This window comes from Candidatus Pelagibacter sp. Uisw_101 (genome assembly GCF_047727615.1).
Lineage (GTDB): Bacteria > Pseudomonadota > Alphaproteobacteria > Pelagibacterales > Pelagibacteraceae > Pelagibacter.
Genome location: NZ_CP159821.1, coordinates 287,258 through 302,757 on the forward strand (window position 1 = coordinate 287,258; position 15,500 = coordinate 302,757).

At 28.0% G+C, this 15,500-nt stretch carries 17 protein-coding genes; 4 read left to right on the forward strand and 13 right to left on the reverse strand.

The genetic code is table 11. From position 1 onward, the window contains the following. Nucleotides 1-11 precede the first annotated feature (11 nt). The 10 genes from ABXT48_RS01510 to rpsF all read right to left on the reverse strand — a co-directional run bounded on the left by ABXT48_RS01510 (nt 12) and on the right by rpsF (nt 10,173). The gene (locus ABXT48_RS01510; RefSeq protein WP_415286726.1) at nt 12-872 is read right to left on the reverse strand and encodes a DMT family transporter; all 861 of its coding nucleotides are present in this window, start codon (nt 870-872) and stop codon (nt 12-14) included. Continuing rightward, complete coding sequence (gshB, locus tag ABXT48_RS01515) at nt 869-1,798, reverse strand: glutathione synthase (RefSeq protein ID WP_415286727.1); 930 nt, start codon at nt 1,796-1,798, stop codon at nt 869-871. The genes ABXT48_RS01510 and gshB overlap by 4 nt, the downstream gene beginning before the upstream one ends. Then, nucleotides 1,788-3,083 carry a glutamate--cysteine ligase gene (locus ABXT48_RS01520; protein WP_415286728.1) on the reverse strand — a complete coding sequence of 432 codons (1,296 nt, stop codon included), beginning with the start codon at nt 3,081-3,083 and terminating at the stop codon, nt 1,788-1,790. Before ABXT48_RS01520 ends, gshB begins: the two co-directional genes overlap by 11 nt. Before the next feature lie 81 nt (nt 3,084-3,164). Then, nucleotides 3,165-4,646, reverse strand: a complete 1,482-nt coding sequence (gene purF / locus ABXT48_RS01525; RefSeq protein ID WP_415286729.1) for an amidophosphoribosyltransferase — start codon at nt 4,644-4,646, stop codon at nt 3,165-3,167. Continuing rightward, on the reverse strand, nt 4,600-5,145 hold the full coding sequence (locus ABXT48_RS01530) for a CvpA family protein (RefSeq protein ID WP_415286730.1): 546 nt from the start codon (nt 5,143-5,145) through the stop codon (nt 4,600-4,602). Before ABXT48_RS01530 ends, purF begins: the two co-directional genes overlap by 47 nt. A 7-nt stretch (nt 5,146-5,152) precedes the next feature. After that, complete coding sequence (locus ABXT48_RS01535; protein WP_415303076.1) at nt 5,153-7,561, reverse strand: efflux RND transporter permease subunit; 2,409 nt, start codon at nt 7,559-7,561, stop codon at nt 5,153-5,155. Between the two features lie 21 nt (nt 7,562-7,582). Then, nucleotides 7,583-9,001 carry a replicative DNA helicase gene (locus tag ABXT48_RS01540; protein WP_415286732.1) on the reverse strand — a complete coding sequence of 473 codons (1,419 nt, stop codon included), beginning with the start codon at nt 8,999-9,001 and terminating at the stop codon, nt 7,583-7,585. Nucleotides 9,002-9,068: 67 nt separating this feature from the next. Beyond that, entirely contained in the window at nt 9,069-9,527 is a 459-nt protein-coding gene (rplI, locus tag ABXT48_RS01545; protein WP_415286733.1) for a 50S ribosomal protein L9, read from the reverse strand. After that, complete coding sequence (gene rpsR, locus ABXT48_RS01550; protein ID WP_006997209.1) at nt 9,527-9,805, reverse strand: 30S ribosomal protein S18; 279 nt, start codon at nt 9,803-9,805, stop codon at nt 9,527-9,529. The genes rplI and rpsR overlap by 1 nt, the downstream gene beginning before the upstream one ends. Before the next feature lie 2 nt (nt 9,806-9,807). After that, nucleotides 9,808-10,173, reverse strand: a complete 366-nt coding sequence (gene rpsF, locus ABXT48_RS01555; RefSeq protein WP_415286734.1) for a 30S ribosomal protein S6 — start codon at nt 10,171-10,173, stop codon at nt 9,808-9,810. A gap of 86 nt (nt 10,174-10,259) precedes the next feature. On the opposite strand from rpsF, the gene fabD reads away from it, so the two are divergent. From fabD to gmk, 4 genes are read left to right on the forward strand one after another with little or no spacing between them, the layout of a single operon-like run. Then, nucleotides 10,260-11,192: an ACP S-malonyltransferase gene (gene fabD / locus ABXT48_RS01560; protein ID WP_415303078.1), complete on the forward strand. Its 933-nt coding sequence runs from the start codon at nt 10,260-10,262 to the stop codon at nt 11,190-11,192. Then, entirely contained in the window at nt 11,185-11,922 is a 738-nt protein-coding gene (gene fabG, locus ABXT48_RS01565) for a 3-oxoacyl-[acyl-carrier-protein] reductase (protein WP_415286736.1), read from the forward strand. Before fabD ends, fabG begins: the two co-directional genes overlap by 8 nt. 48 nt (nt 11,923-11,970) lie before the next feature. After that, the gene (locus ABXT48_RS01570; RefSeq protein WP_006997205.1) at nt 11,971-12,210 is read left to right on the forward strand and encodes an acyl carrier protein; all 240 of its coding nucleotides are present in this window, start codon (nt 11,971-11,973) and stop codon (nt 12,208-12,210) included. A gap of 7 nt (nt 12,211-12,217) precedes the next feature. Then, nucleotides 12,218-12,850, forward strand: a complete 633-nt coding sequence (gene gmk, locus ABXT48_RS01575; protein ID WP_415286737.1) for a guanylate kinase — start codon at nt 12,218-12,220, stop codon at nt 12,848-12,850. Here gmk and rsmA read toward each other — a convergent pair. From rsmA to ABXT48_RS01590, 3 genes are read right to left on the reverse strand one after another with little or no spacing between them, the layout of a single operon-like run. After that, the gene (rsmA, locus tag ABXT48_RS01580) at nt 12,839-13,627 is read right to left on the reverse strand and encodes a 16S rRNA (adenine(1518)-N(6)/adenine(1519)-N(6))-dimethyltransferase RsmA (RefSeq protein ID WP_415286738.1); all 789 of its coding nucleotides are present in this window, start codon (nt 13,625-13,627) and stop codon (nt 12,839-12,841) included. The genes gmk and rsmA overlap by 12 nt on opposite strands. Beyond that, a complete protein-coding gene (locus ABXT48_RS01585) occupies nt 13,628-14,590 on the reverse strand; it encodes a 4-hydroxythreonine-4-phosphate dehydrogenase PdxA (protein ID WP_415286739.1) in 963 nt (320 codons plus the stop codon). Beyond that, nucleotides 14,583-15,500, reverse strand: a complete 918-nt coding sequence (locus tag ABXT48_RS01590; protein ID WP_415303080.1) for a peptidylprolyl isomerase — start codon at nt 15,498-15,500, stop codon at nt 14,583-14,585. Before ABXT48_RS01590 ends, ABXT48_RS01585 begins: the two co-directional genes overlap by 8 nt.

Genomic DNA, 15,500 nt, shown 5'->3' on the forward strand with positions numbered 1-15,500 from the left:
TTTTGATAAAATCAGGAATTCTTTAATTTGATAAATGAGTGGATTGCGATAGCCGTGATGATAACGGCACCACCTTGCATAGTTTCAGGACTAGGTTGTTCCTTAATAATCAGCCATACCCAAATAGGACCAATTATAGTCTCTAATAAGAAGAATAGGTTCACTTCAGCTGCGGGTATGAATCTTGGAGCTATGGTGACTAGTACAAAAGGTATAGCAACACACATAACACACATTAAAGGAACAATAATTAGGTCACTACCCACTAGTGCAAAACTTTCAATAAATAGAAGCGCAAACATAGCTACAATTAACTTTCCAACAACAGCTGCTGGAATTAAGTTTTTATCTTTTGCAGATCTAATAGTAACTGCACCAACAGCTAAACCTAGGGCAGTTATTAAGCCTAATATATCTCCAAAAAAATTACCTAATTGTATTGAATCGTAGAATATATAAATAGCAGCCGTAAAAGTTACAAATATTGTAATCCATGTTTTTCTATCAGGTAATTCTTTTAAGAATATTGCCCCAAGTATAGCAGATAGCATAGGAGCCATTGCAATCATAACCAATGTATTTGCAACATTGGTATTTTGTATTGAAACAACAAAAGTAATATTGGTTACAGAAAAAGTACCAATATAAAGTAAACCATGATAGCCACTTGAAAATAGCATTTTAAAGAAATTTAATTTATAAATTAATAACATTCCTAAAAATACAGTGATGAAGGGAATAAGGCCTCGATAAAAAACAAGTCCCCAAGTATCAACATTAGCGAGCCTTATAAATAAACTATCAGGTGTAATAAACATTACTGCAACAAATGCGAGTAAAGACCCTTTTTGTTGTTCAGATAAATTGTTCAAGCTCTTAATCCTTTCCAAAATACTTTTGCAAGATTAATATTTGTAAGATCATAAAAAGACTTTAATCCTGTAGGAGAAGTTACGTTAATATCTCCATTTAGTTTTTGATCAATAAAATCAATCCCAGAAAAGTAGATGTCATTTTTTTTAAGATTTTTACCAATTATATTTGAAATTTTATTTTCTTTTTTTGTTAATTTAACAGAAATAGGTATAGCTCCTTTACTCATGTTGCTTAAAAAAGATCCCTTCTTTGGAACTCTAGAGATGGCACCACAAACTTTACCATTAATTATAAAAACCCTTTTATCTCCAAACTTAATTTTAGGTAAAAACTTTTGGCACATAATATGTCCATGTTTTTTTATAAAGCTTGTAATTAATTTAGTATTTATCTTATTTTGAAATAAGTGAATATCATTTCCGCTAAAGCTGTGAATAGGTTTTATAATCATTTGTTTGTTTTTTGAAAAAAATTTATTAATTTCATTCATATCTTTTGTGAAAATTGTATCTGGCATATATTTTTGAAAAGATGCTGAATATAGTTTCTCAGAGATATTTCTAATAGATGTTGGATTGTTAATAATTTTAACTTTATTTTTTATCTTATCTAATATGTAGGTTGTTGAAATGTATTCTAAATTAAAAGGAGGATCTTGACGTATCAAAATATACTTACATTTAGTAAGTTCTAGTTTCTGCTGATGTAATATTTGAAAAAAACGTTTATCTGAATAATTAAACTCTATGTAATATCCGTTAGCTATGACTTTATCGTTGATTATTGAAAGGTCTTTAGGCTCATAATAAAAAATCTTATATTTTAACCTTTGAGCTTCAATGGCTAGGAATATACTGGTGTCAGTTAGAGGTTTTAGTTTTGAAGGATGATCACCTTGAATTGCAACTATCTTATTTGTCATATAAATCGTTTAAATTTTCATTCTTAGAAAATTTATCTATCATATGATCTGCGTTTGTTGACTTGTTATCAATTAGTTTATCTAGATGATTTAAAAATTTCACTTCATTATCATTAGATTTATTCAAAATATCTCTGTTTAATAATCCTTTTCTTGAAATACCCAGTAGCAATGATGACCAATGTAATAGATCTTTTCCCATTAACTCAGTATTAAAACCCTTTTTTGGTGCCTCCAGATAAGCATTAATTATTTTATTTTTATCCCACTTAGAAATTAATTCGTAAGCCTCATCTAAGTTGCCATATAAAATTCCAGTATTAAAAGCAGGTCCTGAACATAAACAATCCCAACCACAAGTGTCCATTGATCTTAATTCTATATATTTCTTAAGTCTATTTTCTGTAAAAATTGTACTTAAGTGAGTAGTTAAATCGTCTTCAGTTGGAAGCCTGTTATTAACTTCATTAATTTTTCCATTCATGAAATCTGAAAATGAATAATTGCTTCCTGATAAATATTCTTTTTCGTTTTGAATAAATAATAAAGGAAAGTTTATTGAAAAATCTGCATATTTTTCAAAATCTATATTATCAAAAAATACCTCAGGCAAACCACCTCTTGATGTCTCTTGCCAAACTTTAGATCGATAAGAACTATAACCACTGTTTTGTTTTTCAACTATCGAAGAATTTGCAAATAGCGCAATAGATATAGGCACAATAGAATTTATTATCTTAAATTTTTTAATAAAATCTTTTTCAGAATCGTAATCTAAATTAAGTTGTGTACCGCAAGTTCTATACATCATGTCTAAGCTCAAAGAACCGCCATTAGGCATATCTTTAGTCATTACTTGATATCTTTGCTTTGGATTATTTGGAACTTCTTTAAGACTTGAGATAGGATCAAAACCTGCACTAACAATTTTTAAATTTAATTTTTTTGTTACTTGTTGCAACTCAAATAAATAATCGTGAGATTCAGCACAAGCTTCATGAATATTATTTAACTTATCACCTGATAATTCAATCTGATTTCCTGGCTCAAGGGTAATACTTTTCCCTTTTTTCTGTAATCCAATAATATTTTCTTTTTCCATTATTGGCTTCCATCCAAATTCACTAAGTAGTGAAAACATTTTAAGGACAGTAGGGTAATCTACTCTTTTGTTTGTTTTTTCATCAAATAAAAACTTTTCGTGCTCAATACCAATCTTAAAATTTTTAGTATCTTTAATTCCAGATTCAAAATATTTGATTATGTGCTCTTTGTGGGTGATCATTAATTTATATATAAGGGTTTAATGTTCATTTTAAAGTCTTTATGTTTAGCTCTTTTTTATGAGAATTATTTAATAATTACTTTAGTTATTTGAAGCAGTACTTAGCAATGATAATTGAGTAATTTTATCATCACCCAGTTCGTCTATAGGCTTAACAGGGTACTCACCTGTAAAATAATGATCAGTTAATTGAGGGTACGTGTCATTACGTTTTTCAAATCCTATAGCTCTATATAACCCCTCAAGTGATAAAAAATCTAAAGATTTAGCACCTATATATTCACAAATTTCTTCATTTGTTTTGTTTGCCGCAAGTAGCTCCTTTTTAGTTGGTGTATCAACCCCATAAAAGTCTGGATATCTAATTTCTGGACAGGCAATTTTAACATGAACCTCTTTTGCACCAGCGTCATAAAGCATTTTAACAATTTTATGTGAAGTTGTTCCCCTGACAAGTGAGTCATCTATCAAAATAATTCTTTTATCTTTAATTGTAGACTGATTAGCATTTAATTTTAATTTAACCCCCAAACTTCTAATCTTTTGACTGGGTTCTATAAAAGTTCTTCCAACATAATGATTTCTAATTAAACCTAATTCAAAGTTAATTCCTAAATGTTGAGCAAAACCAAGTGCTGCTGCATTTCCTGAGTCTGGTACAGGAACAACTATATCTGCATCAATTTTATTTTCTTTAGCAAGCTCTACCCCAAAATTTTTTCTATGTTCATAAGCTGATTTTCCATCTAATAAACTATCTGGTCTTGCAAAATAAATATATTCAAAAACGCAAGGTCTAACTTTTCTTGCGGGGAAGGGTTTAAAACTTTTTAACTCATTGTTTTCAATCAAAACAATTTCACCATTCTCTACATCTCTTACGTACTTAGCTCCTATAATATCTAGAGCGCATGTTTCAGAAGCTAAAACGTAACTGTCTTTTATTTTACCAATAATTAAAGGCCGTATTCCATATGGGTCCCTAACACCTATTAACGTACTTTGTGTAAGCATAACCAGTGCGTAGCCACCTTGAATTTGAAATATTGCATCAATAACCTTATCAACTGTGTTGTTTCTTTTTGATTTTGCAATTAATTGAACAATTGTTTCAGTATCTGATGTTGTGTAAAAAATTGCACCATCTTCAACTAACTTATTTCTAAGCGTAACTGAATTAGTTAAATTTCCATTATGTGCAACACCAATACCACCTGCATTAGTATCTGCAAAGAAAGGTTGGATATTTCTTAAGGTATTTTCACCAGTAGTACTATACCTGTTATGACCAATAGCATATTTCCCAAGTAAATTTTTTAATACTTTTTCTTTGTTAAAGTTATCTCCAACCAAACCAAATCTTTTTTCTGAATGATATTTTTCTCCATCAAATGATACAATCCCACAACCTTCTTGACCTCTGTGTTGAAGTGCATGAAGACCCAAGGCAGTTAGGGCAGCAGCATCATCACTATTGCTTATACCAAATACACCACATTCTTCTTTAAGTTTTGGATTATAGTTCTTCAATTTTTTCTTTAGAATCTTGATAGTTTTTTTCATTTGGGAACTCTTTCAACAGATAATTACTACCTTTTTCTATGTATGGAAAGGTGTATGATTTATCAGTATTAATTGGCCATTTACTATAATTATACACAATATCTATAGCTGAAAATAAACAAATACAGATTACATAACTTCGAATAAATCCAAAAAATAACCCAAATAAGGAATCGAGTCTTCCTAGTCCAACAAATTTTACCGTCTTACTAATAGCTTTGTTTGCAATTAGAATAATAAAGACCACTAAAACAAAAATAGTTATGCCTAGCGCAATATCCAAGACATACTCACTATCAATTATGTCTTTAAAATAAGGCTTAGCTTTTGGAAAAAGAATTAAAGTTACAACATAAGCCAATAACCATTTAGAAGCTGACAATAAACTTAAAACAAAACCTTTGCTGTAACACTTGATAACTGAAAAAACTGTAATGATTAAAAATATTAAATCTATTAAAGACACCGCTTGATAAAAATCTTTTAAAGCTTCAAGCATAATGAATTTATTTTCCGAATGGTTTACTTATTAGAATAAGAGAGGGCAGTAAAGTTAATACAGAAATCATTGCTAGCAGCATGGCCAAACCAGTAAACATACCAAAGTAAATTGTTGGTATAAATTTAGAAAAAACAAGAATTGAAAAACCAAAGACAATAGTTATTGAAGTATTTAGTATTGCAACACCTACTGTTGAGTGGCAAACTTTTAGTGTTTTGTTATAGTCTTTATTTTTTAAAAACTCTTCTTTAAATCTATAAATGTAGTGAATACTATTATCTACTGCTATCCCGATAGTAATTGCAGCAATAGTAATAGTCATCATATCAAGGGGTATTTCAAGTAGACCGATAATCCCCAATATAAAGAAAGCTGCAATAAAATTAGGAATAATACCGATAAGAGATAGTTTAAAATTTCTAAATAAAATCATAAACATGGCAAAAATTCCAACCATAACTAAACCTAATGTGAGTATTTGAGATTTAAAAAGACTTTGGAGTAAATTATTAAATAAAATTAAAACACCAGCTAGTTTAAATTCTTCCTTGCTAAGATTTAGTTTATTTTTAAGGTCATAATTTATTTGGTTTATTAAATCATTTCTTCTTAAACCATCCTGTGAGTCAATAATTCTAAGACTTATTCTAGCTTCATTATCTTTTATGGATATATAGGGATCTATAATATCTTTTTTTATACTTTCTGGAATTTTTGAATAAAGAACACCCATTTCTAAGGTTCCAAGGGGTTTGTTGTTATTTAACTGTGTAGCAACCTCAATAATTGAACTAAATGATAAAACTTTTCCAACAGCAGGAAGACTATCTAGATAATTATGGACATCTTGAATTCTTTTAATCTTATCTTTTGTAAACCAATATTTTTCATCATCTTTACTATCCTCATCTCCCCAATCTTCAAATGCATCTATTGCTTTGTCCAAAAGACTATTATTTTCATTATCTTTTTCCTCATTTTTTTTAGGAAATTTCAATATAACTTCTAAAGGTGTAGTACCACCCAGTTTTTCATCAATAAGTTTCATCCCTTTATAGATTTCAGTATTCTTATTAAAATAATTTATAAAACTATTTTCAACTTCAAGTTTGCTTATTCCAACAACACTTAAGGCAACAACGAAACCTGTTACTAAAAAAATTATACTTTTATTGTTAATAGAAATTTTACAAAAAAAAGAAGTAATTTTAGAATCTGCATCTTCTTTAACCTTCACTTTATTGTTGGACATAAAACTCAATAGAGTAGGGAGCAAAGTAAATGTAATTATAAAAGAAGTTATCAATCCTAAAGTCATCATCCATCCAAAATCAATAATAGGTTTAATACCACTAAATACTAAAGATAGAAAAGCACATATGGTTGTAAGAACTGTGTAAATGATAGGCCAAAACATCTTACTAGTTGTCATTGTAATAATTTTCAAATTATCTAAATTTGGAAAATCTTCTCTTAATTGTAGAAATCGGGTACTCATATGAATATTCATTGCCATAGTTAGAATTAACATTAGAGCAATAAAGTTTGAGGATATAACGGTAACCTTCCAACCTAAAAGGCCAAGTAGACCTGTCATAATTAAAACTGAAAAAAAACAACTACTAATTGGAACAATAATCCAAATTAGCTTTCTAAATATAAACCATAGAGTAGCAATAATAAATAAAAGAACTCCTAGACCAAAAACAATAATATCACTTTTAATAAATGACATCATGTCATCTGTGATCATTGGAATACCCCCAAGGTATATTTTTCCAACATCTCCATAGCTTTTAATGATCTCTCTTATCTGAGTGATATTTTCGTGATTTTTCTTTTTTAAAGTATCTTTATAATCTTCAATCTCTTGAACTGATTTATTTTGAATATCTTTTAGTTCGTCTTTTTTTATATAAACAATTATGCCACTTGTTTTACCATCTTCGCTTATTACAAAATTTCTAAAAACTGGACTATTTAATATTTCTATAAATCCTCTTTCAGTATCTACACCCTCATCTTTTAAAGTTTTAAAGCTTTCTAATCTTTCTTGAAGAGGTGCTTCTGAATTACTCAATAAAGGGATATCAAGTAGTGTAATTACGCTATGAACCCAATCTAAACTTTGGATTTTATATTTTAAACTTAAAAGATTATTAATAGAAGATTCTGTTATCATTCCCTCATTAGGAGAATAGGTTAAGACTAAAAATTCTTTAGAACCATATCTTTCAGTAATTTCTTTTAAATATTCAAGATCAGGATCACCTTCAATTAATAGAGTATCAGATGAGGCATCTAGCCTAAAATCTTTTGAAAAATACCCAAAACTTAAAAGGGTAATTAATAGTAGTACAAAAATTGATTTAGGATTTTTTAAAACAATATTTTGATAAAATAAAGACAGCATTCATAACTAATATATTGGATATTAGTTAATTTGAGTATCTTTAAATTTAGTAAACATTGCTTCAAATTCTACCATAACATTACCAGTTGGACCGTGTCTTTGTTTTCCAATAATAAGTTCTGCTAGATTTGAAACTTCATTCATTTTTGCTTGCCATTCAGCGTGTTCAACTGTTGCAGGTCTAGGTTCTTTTCTCTCTAAGTAATATGCCTCTCTGTATACAAACATTACAACATCAGCATCTTGCTCAATCGACCCAGATTCTCTTAAATCTGATAACTGAGGTTTGTGGTCATCTCTTTGCTCTACTGCTCTTGATAGCTGTGATAGAGCAATCACTGGAAGTTTAAGTTCTTTTGCCATTGCTTTAAGGCCTTGAGTAATTTCAGAAATTTCTTGAACTCTACCATCTCTATTATTTCCTGATCCTCTCATCAATTGAATGTAATCTACAACAATCAAATCTAAACCAAATAACCTTTTGATACGTCTTGCCCTGTTACTCATAGCAGCAATACTGATAGCTGGAGTCTCATCAATATACAAAGGAAGTTCAGATATGTTTTTTGATGTTTCAATAAATTTATCAAATTGTTCATCGGAAATTCTTCCTCTTCTAATGTCATTTGATTTAATTCTAGATTGTTCAGCTAAAATTCTAGTTGATAATTGTTCAGAAGACATCTCAAGTGAAAAGAAAGCAACTGCAGATTTTTTTCCTTTTTCTTGTAATTTTTGAGCGGCATTAAAAGCTATATTTGTTGCTAAAGCAGTTTTACCCATTGAAGGACGACCAGCAATAATAATCAAATCTGAGTTATGAAGTCCTCCCAATCTATCATCTAAATCTCTTAGACCTGTTGGCACACCAACAATTCCTTCATCATTTTGATAAGCAGCTGAAGCCATCTCAATAGTTTGTTTCATCGCTTCATCAAATTTAACAAGAGATGAATTGAAAGATCCTTTTTCAGCAAGATCAAATAATAATCTTTCTGAATTTTCAATTATATTTTGACCATTAACATCAAGTGCATTTAATTTTGCAGCATCAATGGTATTTTCAGATATCTTAATCAACTCTCTTCTAACAAACATATCATAAATAATTCGCGAATATTCTATTGCTTGTCTTGGAGGAGTAGAAAATTTTGTAACTTTTACTAAATACTCAGGAACATTTAATTCGTCCTTTTCATTTTCAAAATAATTTTTTAAGGTTATTGGGTTTGCAAGCATCCCTTTGTAAATTAGACTTTCAATTGCCGAAAAAATACTTTGATGCATGGGGTCATAAAAGTTAATGCTAGAAACGATGGTATTTATCTCATCAAACGTTTCGTTTTGAACTAAGATTGATCCAATTACTGCCTGTTCAGCTTCAATATTATTAGGCAGCTCTTTAAATGTATCTTTAACTATACTGAGGTTGTTTTCCATGAACAAATCTTATCTCAATTAGGATTTAAAAAAATAACAAATATACGCTGGGGAAAAAATTGTATAATTATTGAATAGTATCAGCTGTAACTACATTAATAGTAATTTCAGAATCTACTTCAGAGTGTAGAATAATTTTTACCTTAAATTTACCAATAGACTTAATTTCAGTTATTGGCTGTATCATTGAAGGTTTAATATCTAGCTTGTTATTTTCTAATATTAGTTTTGAAATTTCAGTTGGTTTAACTGATCCATAAAGTTCTTTATTTTCAGTGCTTAATTTTTTAATTTCGTATTCTTTATTATTAATTTGTTCAGAAATTTTTTGAGCTTCTTTTTTCTTTTCAGTATCTTTTTTACTTAACTCAGATTTAATCTTTTCAACTTCTGCAATATTTTCTTTTGAAGCGTAAAGAGCTTTTTTATTTGATATTAAGAAGTTTCTAGCAAAACCTCTTTTTACATCTATGATTTCTCCAATAGATCCAATTCTTCTTAAATTTTCTAAAAGTATAACTTTCATTAAATTAACGCTAAATTTCTAGCTCTCTTGATAGATAGAGAAAGCTCTCTTTGTTTTTTTTGTGAAACATTTGTAATTCTTGATGGTAAAATTTTACCATTTTCAGACATATATTTTTTTAACAATCTAATGTTTTTATAATCAACTTCTGGAGCACCCTTAGCAGATAAAGGGCAAGTCTTTTTAAATTTGTATTTATTAGGTTGAAAAATACTTAATTTCGCAAAGTTACTTTGACTACCTTTTTTTTTATTTCCTGCTCTTTTTTTTGATGGCATAATTAGTCTCTATTATATTCTTTTCTATATTCTTTTTTTTCGTACTCATCTTTTTTTGAAAAATATTTAGCTTCTAAATTAAATTTTTTAACCTTAACAGTCATATATCTTAGAAGATTTTTATCAATTGCTTCATTTTTTTCTAATTCATCAATAATTTTTCCAGGACCTTTAATCTTAAAGTGCATATAGATGCCTTTTTTATTCTTTTTAATAATGTAAGCTAAATTTAGCAAACCCCAATCTTCAGTTTGTACTATTTCTCCTTCGTTTTTTTCAACTATTTTAGAATATTTCTCAGTTAATTGCTTAACCTGAGCTGGGCTTGTATCTTGTCTAGCAACTATTGTGTGTTCGTATAAATTCATAATTGTTCTTTAATAAAAAGTGAGGATATACTATTATAATTATTGAATTACAACACTTAAAACCATAATAAATTTTAGATAATTAAATGTTTTCTGTTATTTTTCCAGGTCAAGGCTCACAATTGGTAGGTATGGGTAAAGACCTGTATGCTAAATATAGCTTAGTTCAAGATCTATTCAAGGAAGCAGATGATACACTTGGTTTCTCATTATCAAACCTTATCTTAAACGGCCCTAAAGAAGAATTAGACTTAACTGAAAATACTCAGCCAGCTATATTTTTACTCAGTTATTCAATATTCAAATTAATCAAAGAAGAGTTTAAAATTGATTTAGATAAAGCAAAATTTTATGCAGGGCATTCTTTAGGAGAGTACTCTGCATTAACTGCTGCTGGTTCATTATCATTTTCAGATACTTTAAAAATATTAAAAATTAGAGGTAATGCGATGCAAAACTCTGTTCCAAAAGGAGTGGGTGGAATGGTTGCAGTTTTGGGTTCTGAAATTGAAATAATAAAAAAAATTATTGACGAAAATAAAGATAAATATGAATGCTTTATTGCAAACGATAATTCTATAGGCCAAATTGTATTGAGTGGGAAAATTGAAGACCTGGAGAAAATTATGGTTGATTTGAAGGCTTCAAATATTAAAAATATTAAACTACCAGTTAGCGCTCCGTTTCATTGTAAATTAATGAATAATGCAACACTTGTGATGAAAGAAGAAATAGCAAAATTAAATTTTAATGAACCTAAAAATACCCTTATTTCAAATGTAACAGGAAAAGAGATATCTAATTCAAATGAACTAAAAGAATTATTAGTTAAACAAATTGAAAACAGTGTTCGTTGGCGTGAAAGTGTTTTATTGATGATTGAGAAGGGTGTTACAGAGTTTATAGAAATAGGACCCGGTAAAGTTTTATCAGGATTAATAAAAAGAATTGACAGAAATGTTAAAGTTAGTGCAATAAATTCAGAAGAGGATATAAAGTTAATTAATATCAATGAGTAGTTTAAAAGATAAAAATATTATAGTAACAGGTGCTTCAGGTGGAATTGGTAATTCTATAGTTGAAAAGTTAAGTCAAAATAGTGCAAATATTTTAGCTACTGGCACAAGAATGGAAAAGCTAGAAGAGTTAAAAGAAAAATTTAACAATATAAAGATACTTAAATTTGATATTTCTCAACACGATAAAATTGAAGAATTTATAGAAAATGCAACAAAGGAATTAGGTGGTTCATTAGATTGCATTGTTAATAATGCAGGTATTACAAAAGACAATCTAACTATTAGAATGAGCTTAGAAGAGTGGTCAAAAGTGATAAATATTAATTTAACCTCAACATTCTTAATGTGCAAATATTCAATAAAAAAAATGCTAAAAAATAAATCTGGAAAAATTATCAATATAACCTCAATTGTTGGACATACTGGTAATGCAGGACAAGCAAACTACACAGCATCTAAAGCAGGAATAGTTGCAATGTCAAAAAGTTTAGCAATAGAGTATGCTAGGAAAAATATTAATGTTAATTGTATATCACCAGGATTTATAAGTACTGCTATGACTGACCAAATAGATGAGAAATTTAAAGAAACAATAATTGCTAAAATTCCATCTAATAGACTGGGTAAACCTGAAGATATAGCTAATGCAGTTAATTTCTTAAGTTCTGATCAGTCAGACTATATCAATGGAGAAACATTACATGTTAATGGTGGCATGTATTTGGGTTGACAAACCTACTTTTTGAACTATTAACGAAATATAACAAAAAGGAACATTATGTCAGAAGATATTTCAAGCAAGGTTAAAAAAATTGTAGCAGATCACTTAGGTATTGATGAAGCTAAAGTATTAGATGATTCAAGCTTCATAGATGATCTTGGAGCAGATAGTTTAGATACAGTTGAATTAGTAATGGCTTTTGAAGAAGAATTTGGTTCAGAAATTTCGGACAGTGAAGCTGAAAAAATTCTTACTGTAGGGGATGCTGTTAACTTCATAGCGGGCAAAGCAAACTAGAAATTAGATGTCCATAAATAAAGATGGGATAATGGTAATTTTATCATCCCCATCTGGGGCAGGTAAAACAACATTAGTAAAACTTCTTTCTAAAAAAAAAAATTTTCATATTTCAATTTCACACACTACAAGAAAACCAAGACTTAACGAAATTGCAGACAAAGATTACTACTTTGTTGATCATGATAAATTTGAAAGTTTAATAAAGAATGAAGAATTCTTAGAATACGCAAAAGTATTTAACCATCTTTATGGAACAACTAGAACACCTGTTATTGAAAAATTAGAAAAAAGTGAAAATGTAATATTTGACATTGATTGGCAGGGAGCTGATCAAATCAAGAATAAAAAATTAAATTATAAATTAATTACTTTTTTTATTCTACCTCCTAGCAAAGGAATACTATTTGAAAGACTATCAAATAGAGACATGAAAGATAAACTAATAGTAGAAGAGCGCATGAAAGAATTTAGTAGAGATGTTTTGCATTGGATTAATTATGATTACGTAATTATTAATGACAATCTGGAGGAATGTTATTCTAAAATTAGCAGTTTAATTGATGCTGAAGTCAACAATGGTTCAAAAGACTATGATAAAGATTTCATTAGAAAACATGTTGAAAAGCTAACCTCTTAAGTCTTCATATTCTTTTACAAGTTTAAAATATACTTCTGGCTCAAGGTTTTGAGGTCTAAGATTAAGATCAATACCAAATTTTTCTGCAACTTCTTTTCCATTATCAAAAACTTGATTGAAGGGTTTTTTTAACATTTTTCTTCTTTGGCTGAAAAATATTCTAGTAATTTTTTCAAGGTTTTTAGGGTCCTTTAATTTAAAAAAATTTTCTCTTGGGGTAAATAATAGTAAAGAACTATCTATTTTAGGTCTTGGTGAAAAGCTTTGTGGCTTAATGTCTAATATTTTTTTTACACTCAATTTCCAGCTAGATAAAATTGATAGTCTGCCATAATTAGAGTTATTAAATTCAGATATAATTCTATCAGCAACTTCTTTTTGGAACATTAAAACGAGACTTTCGAACCAAAAATTTGAACCAATATTAAGAATCCATTTAGATAGAATTTCTGTTGATATATTATAAGGTAAATTACCAAAGACAGATAGTTTTTGCTCCGAGATATTACTTTCAGATACTTTTAAGATATCATCATTGATGATTTCAATTTCAGTATCAAACTTTTCTTTTAGCAATATGGCTAAATCATCATCTTTTTCCACAACATAGAGTTTCTTTGGTTTTTGTTTTAAAATATATGTAGTTAAATTTCCGCTACCTGGTCCTATTTCCAAGACTTCTTTGTTGGCTATATCCGTTATAGATACAATTTTTTCAAGCACCTCTCTATCTATTAAGAAGTTTTGTCCAAGACTTTTTTTTGCTTTTATGAACATTTATTTGTCCAAAAACTTTAAGGCTTGAATTAAGCTTTTTGGATTAGATAAATTTTTACCCAACATAGGATAATTTGGACCATGATCTGGAGAGATGCGAGTAAATGGCAGACCTAAAGTAATATTAATTGCATCAAAATTAAATAAAGCCTTCATAGGAGAAAGTACTTGATCATGATACATACCAATAATTACGTCATATTTATTTGATAATGGTTTTGTAAAAATAGTGTCAGCTGGAAATGGACCATTTATTTTATTATTTTTTAATCGTAATTTCTTAATAGCTGGAATTATTATTTTATCTTCTTCAGAATTTTGAAAATTACTTTCACAATGAGGGTTTAAACCAGTTATTGCTACCCTTGGCAGCTTATTAAATTTTGTTTTATAAAATTTATTAATCAGATTAACCTGAATATATATTTTTTGTTTTGTTATTTTTTTATGTACATCTTTTAACGCAAGATGGGTTGTAAGAGGACTAACAGATAAATTTTTATTAAATATTAACATTGCAATATGCTTTTTTTTCATTTTCTTTGCAAGATATTCAGTAATACCTAAAGTTTTTCCTTTTAAAAAAGACTTTTTTGAAACAGGACCATTAATAAATTTTGATAAATTATTTTGCTTCATAAAATTTAAAGCAATTTTAAAAGTTTCATCTATGTACTTATTTGATTTACTGGTAATTTTTTCAAAGCATTTTTTAAATTTATAATCAACATTAATTAAATTAATTTCTTTATTAGTCAATTTAGAGAAATCTTTTAACTCTTTATTAATATCATTTATTCTGAAATCAAAATCTAATTTTTTCATCTGTTCTTGAAGTAATTTTTTAGAAATAATAATTATTAAAGGTGACTTATAAGAATTAGTTTTTAAACTTTTAAAAAAAATTTCTAAAAAAACACTGTTGGGCTCACCACCTACTATTATTATTGGTTCTTTACCCATTAAAATCTAGATTCTTTTTAATCTTGTTATAATAAATTTTTGAATATTGATTCAACTGCCTGTTACGTTCATAGTTAATTGCTTTTTTTAATTCATTTTCAATATTAATAGTAGTTTCAGAATTTTTTGTATTTATTAATTTTAATATCAATATACCATTTGATAAAATTATAGGTTTTGTAAACTCTCCCACTTTTAAGCTGCTTATATTTTTTTTAATATTATTATTAAGTGAATTTTCATTGATCCAACCAATATCACCACCAATTTTAGCCAATTCAGAAAAACTATACGTTGCAGCACTATTTTCAAAACCTATTTCATTTATGCTTTTAACTACTTCTTTATATTTTTTTTGGATCTCTTTTTTGTTTTCAACTTCAAAGATAATCTCAGATAATTGATATTCTTTTGATTGAATTTTGCTATTTCTTAAAAGTTCTTTTTTTATTGCTGCCTCATTAATAACAACTTTAGAAGAATATTTTTTTGTAATTAGTTCATTCCATAAAGCATCAATAGTAATTTTTGCTTTAATATCACTTATTTTTAAATCATAACTTTTTAAATAGATTTCAAATTCATCTATTGATTTTAGATTTAGCCTTGAGTAAATATTTTTTAATAGAAGTTCAGAATAGTCTTCATTTAATTTTATTTCTTTAAAATTTTTTGATATTTCAATTTTTTTTATCTTTTCTCGGATTGCTGACTCGTTAGAAATATTTAATATTTTTTCTTCATCTAGTTCTTTTAAAGAATTATTAAGAGCTACAAGATATTTAAATTCATTTTTAATATCAATGTTAGTTATAATTTCATTTTGAATATTATGAATTATTTTTGTTTCAATTGATTGAGCTTGTACGCATATTAAAACAAATAAAAATATTAAAATTTTCTTTTTCAT

Bases quoted from the DNA above. Each gene is read 5' to 3' on its own strand.
- purF (WP_415286729.1), bottom strand. From the start codon at position 4,646: ATGAAAAAAACTATCAAGATTCTAAAGAAAAAATTGAAGAACTATAAT.
- rsmA (WP_415286738.1), bottom strand. From the start codon at position 13,627: ATGTTCATAAAAGCAAAAAAAAGTCTTGGACAAAACTTCTTAATAGAT.
- ABXT48_RS01530 (WP_415286730.1), bottom strand. From the start codon at position 5,145: ATGCTTGAAGCTTTAAAAGATTTTTATCAAGCGGTGTCTTTAATAGAT.
- fabD (WP_415303078.1), top strand. From the start codon at position 10,260: ATGTTTTCTGTTATTTTTCCAGGTCAAGGCTCACAATTGGTAGGTATG.
- ABXT48_RS01535 (WP_415303076.1), bottom strand. From the start codon at position 7,561: ATGCTGTCTTTATTTTATCAAAATATTGTTTTAAAAAATCCTAAATCA.
- ABXT48_RS01570 (WP_006997205.1), top strand. From the start codon at position 11,971: ATGTCAGAAGATATTTCAAGCAAGGTTAAAAAAATTGTAGCAGATCAC.
- ABXT48_RS01540 (WP_415286732.1), bottom strand. From the start codon at position 9,001: ATGGAAAACAACCTCAGTATAGTTAAAGATACATTTAAAGAGCTGCCT.
- rpsF (WP_415286734.1), bottom strand. From the start codon at position 10,173: ATGAATTTATACGAACACACAATAGTTGCTAGACAAGATACAAGCCCA.
- gshB (WP_415286727.1), bottom strand. From the start codon at position 1,798: ATGACAAATAAGATAGTTGCAATTCAAGGTGATCATCCTTCAAAACTA.
- rpsR (WP_006997209.1), bottom strand. From the start codon at position 9,805: ATGCCATCAAAAAAAAGAGCAGGAAATAAAAAAAAAGGTAGTCAAAGT.
- ABXT48_RS01520 (WP_415286728.1), bottom strand. From the start codon at position 3,083: ATGATCACCCACAAAGAGCACATAATCAAATATTTTGAATCTGGAATT.
- rplI (WP_415286733.1), bottom strand. From the start codon at position 9,527: ATGAAAGTTATACTTTTAGAAAATTTAAGAAGAATTGGATCTATTGGA.
- gmk (WP_415286737.1), top strand. From the start codon at position 12,218: ATGTCCATAAATAAAGATGGGATAATGGTAATTTTATCATCCCCATCT.
- fabG (WP_415286736.1), top strand. From the start codon at position 11,185: ATGAGTAGTTTAAAAGATAAAAATATTATAGTAACAGGTGCTTCAGGT.
- ABXT48_RS01585 (WP_415286739.1), bottom strand. From the start codon at position 14,590: ATGGGTAAAGAACCAATAATAATAGTAGGTGGTGAGCCCAACAGTGTT.
- ABXT48_RS01590 (WP_415303080.1), bottom strand. From the start codon at position 15,500: ATGAAAAAGAAAATTTTAATATTTTTATTTGTTTTAATATGCGTACAA.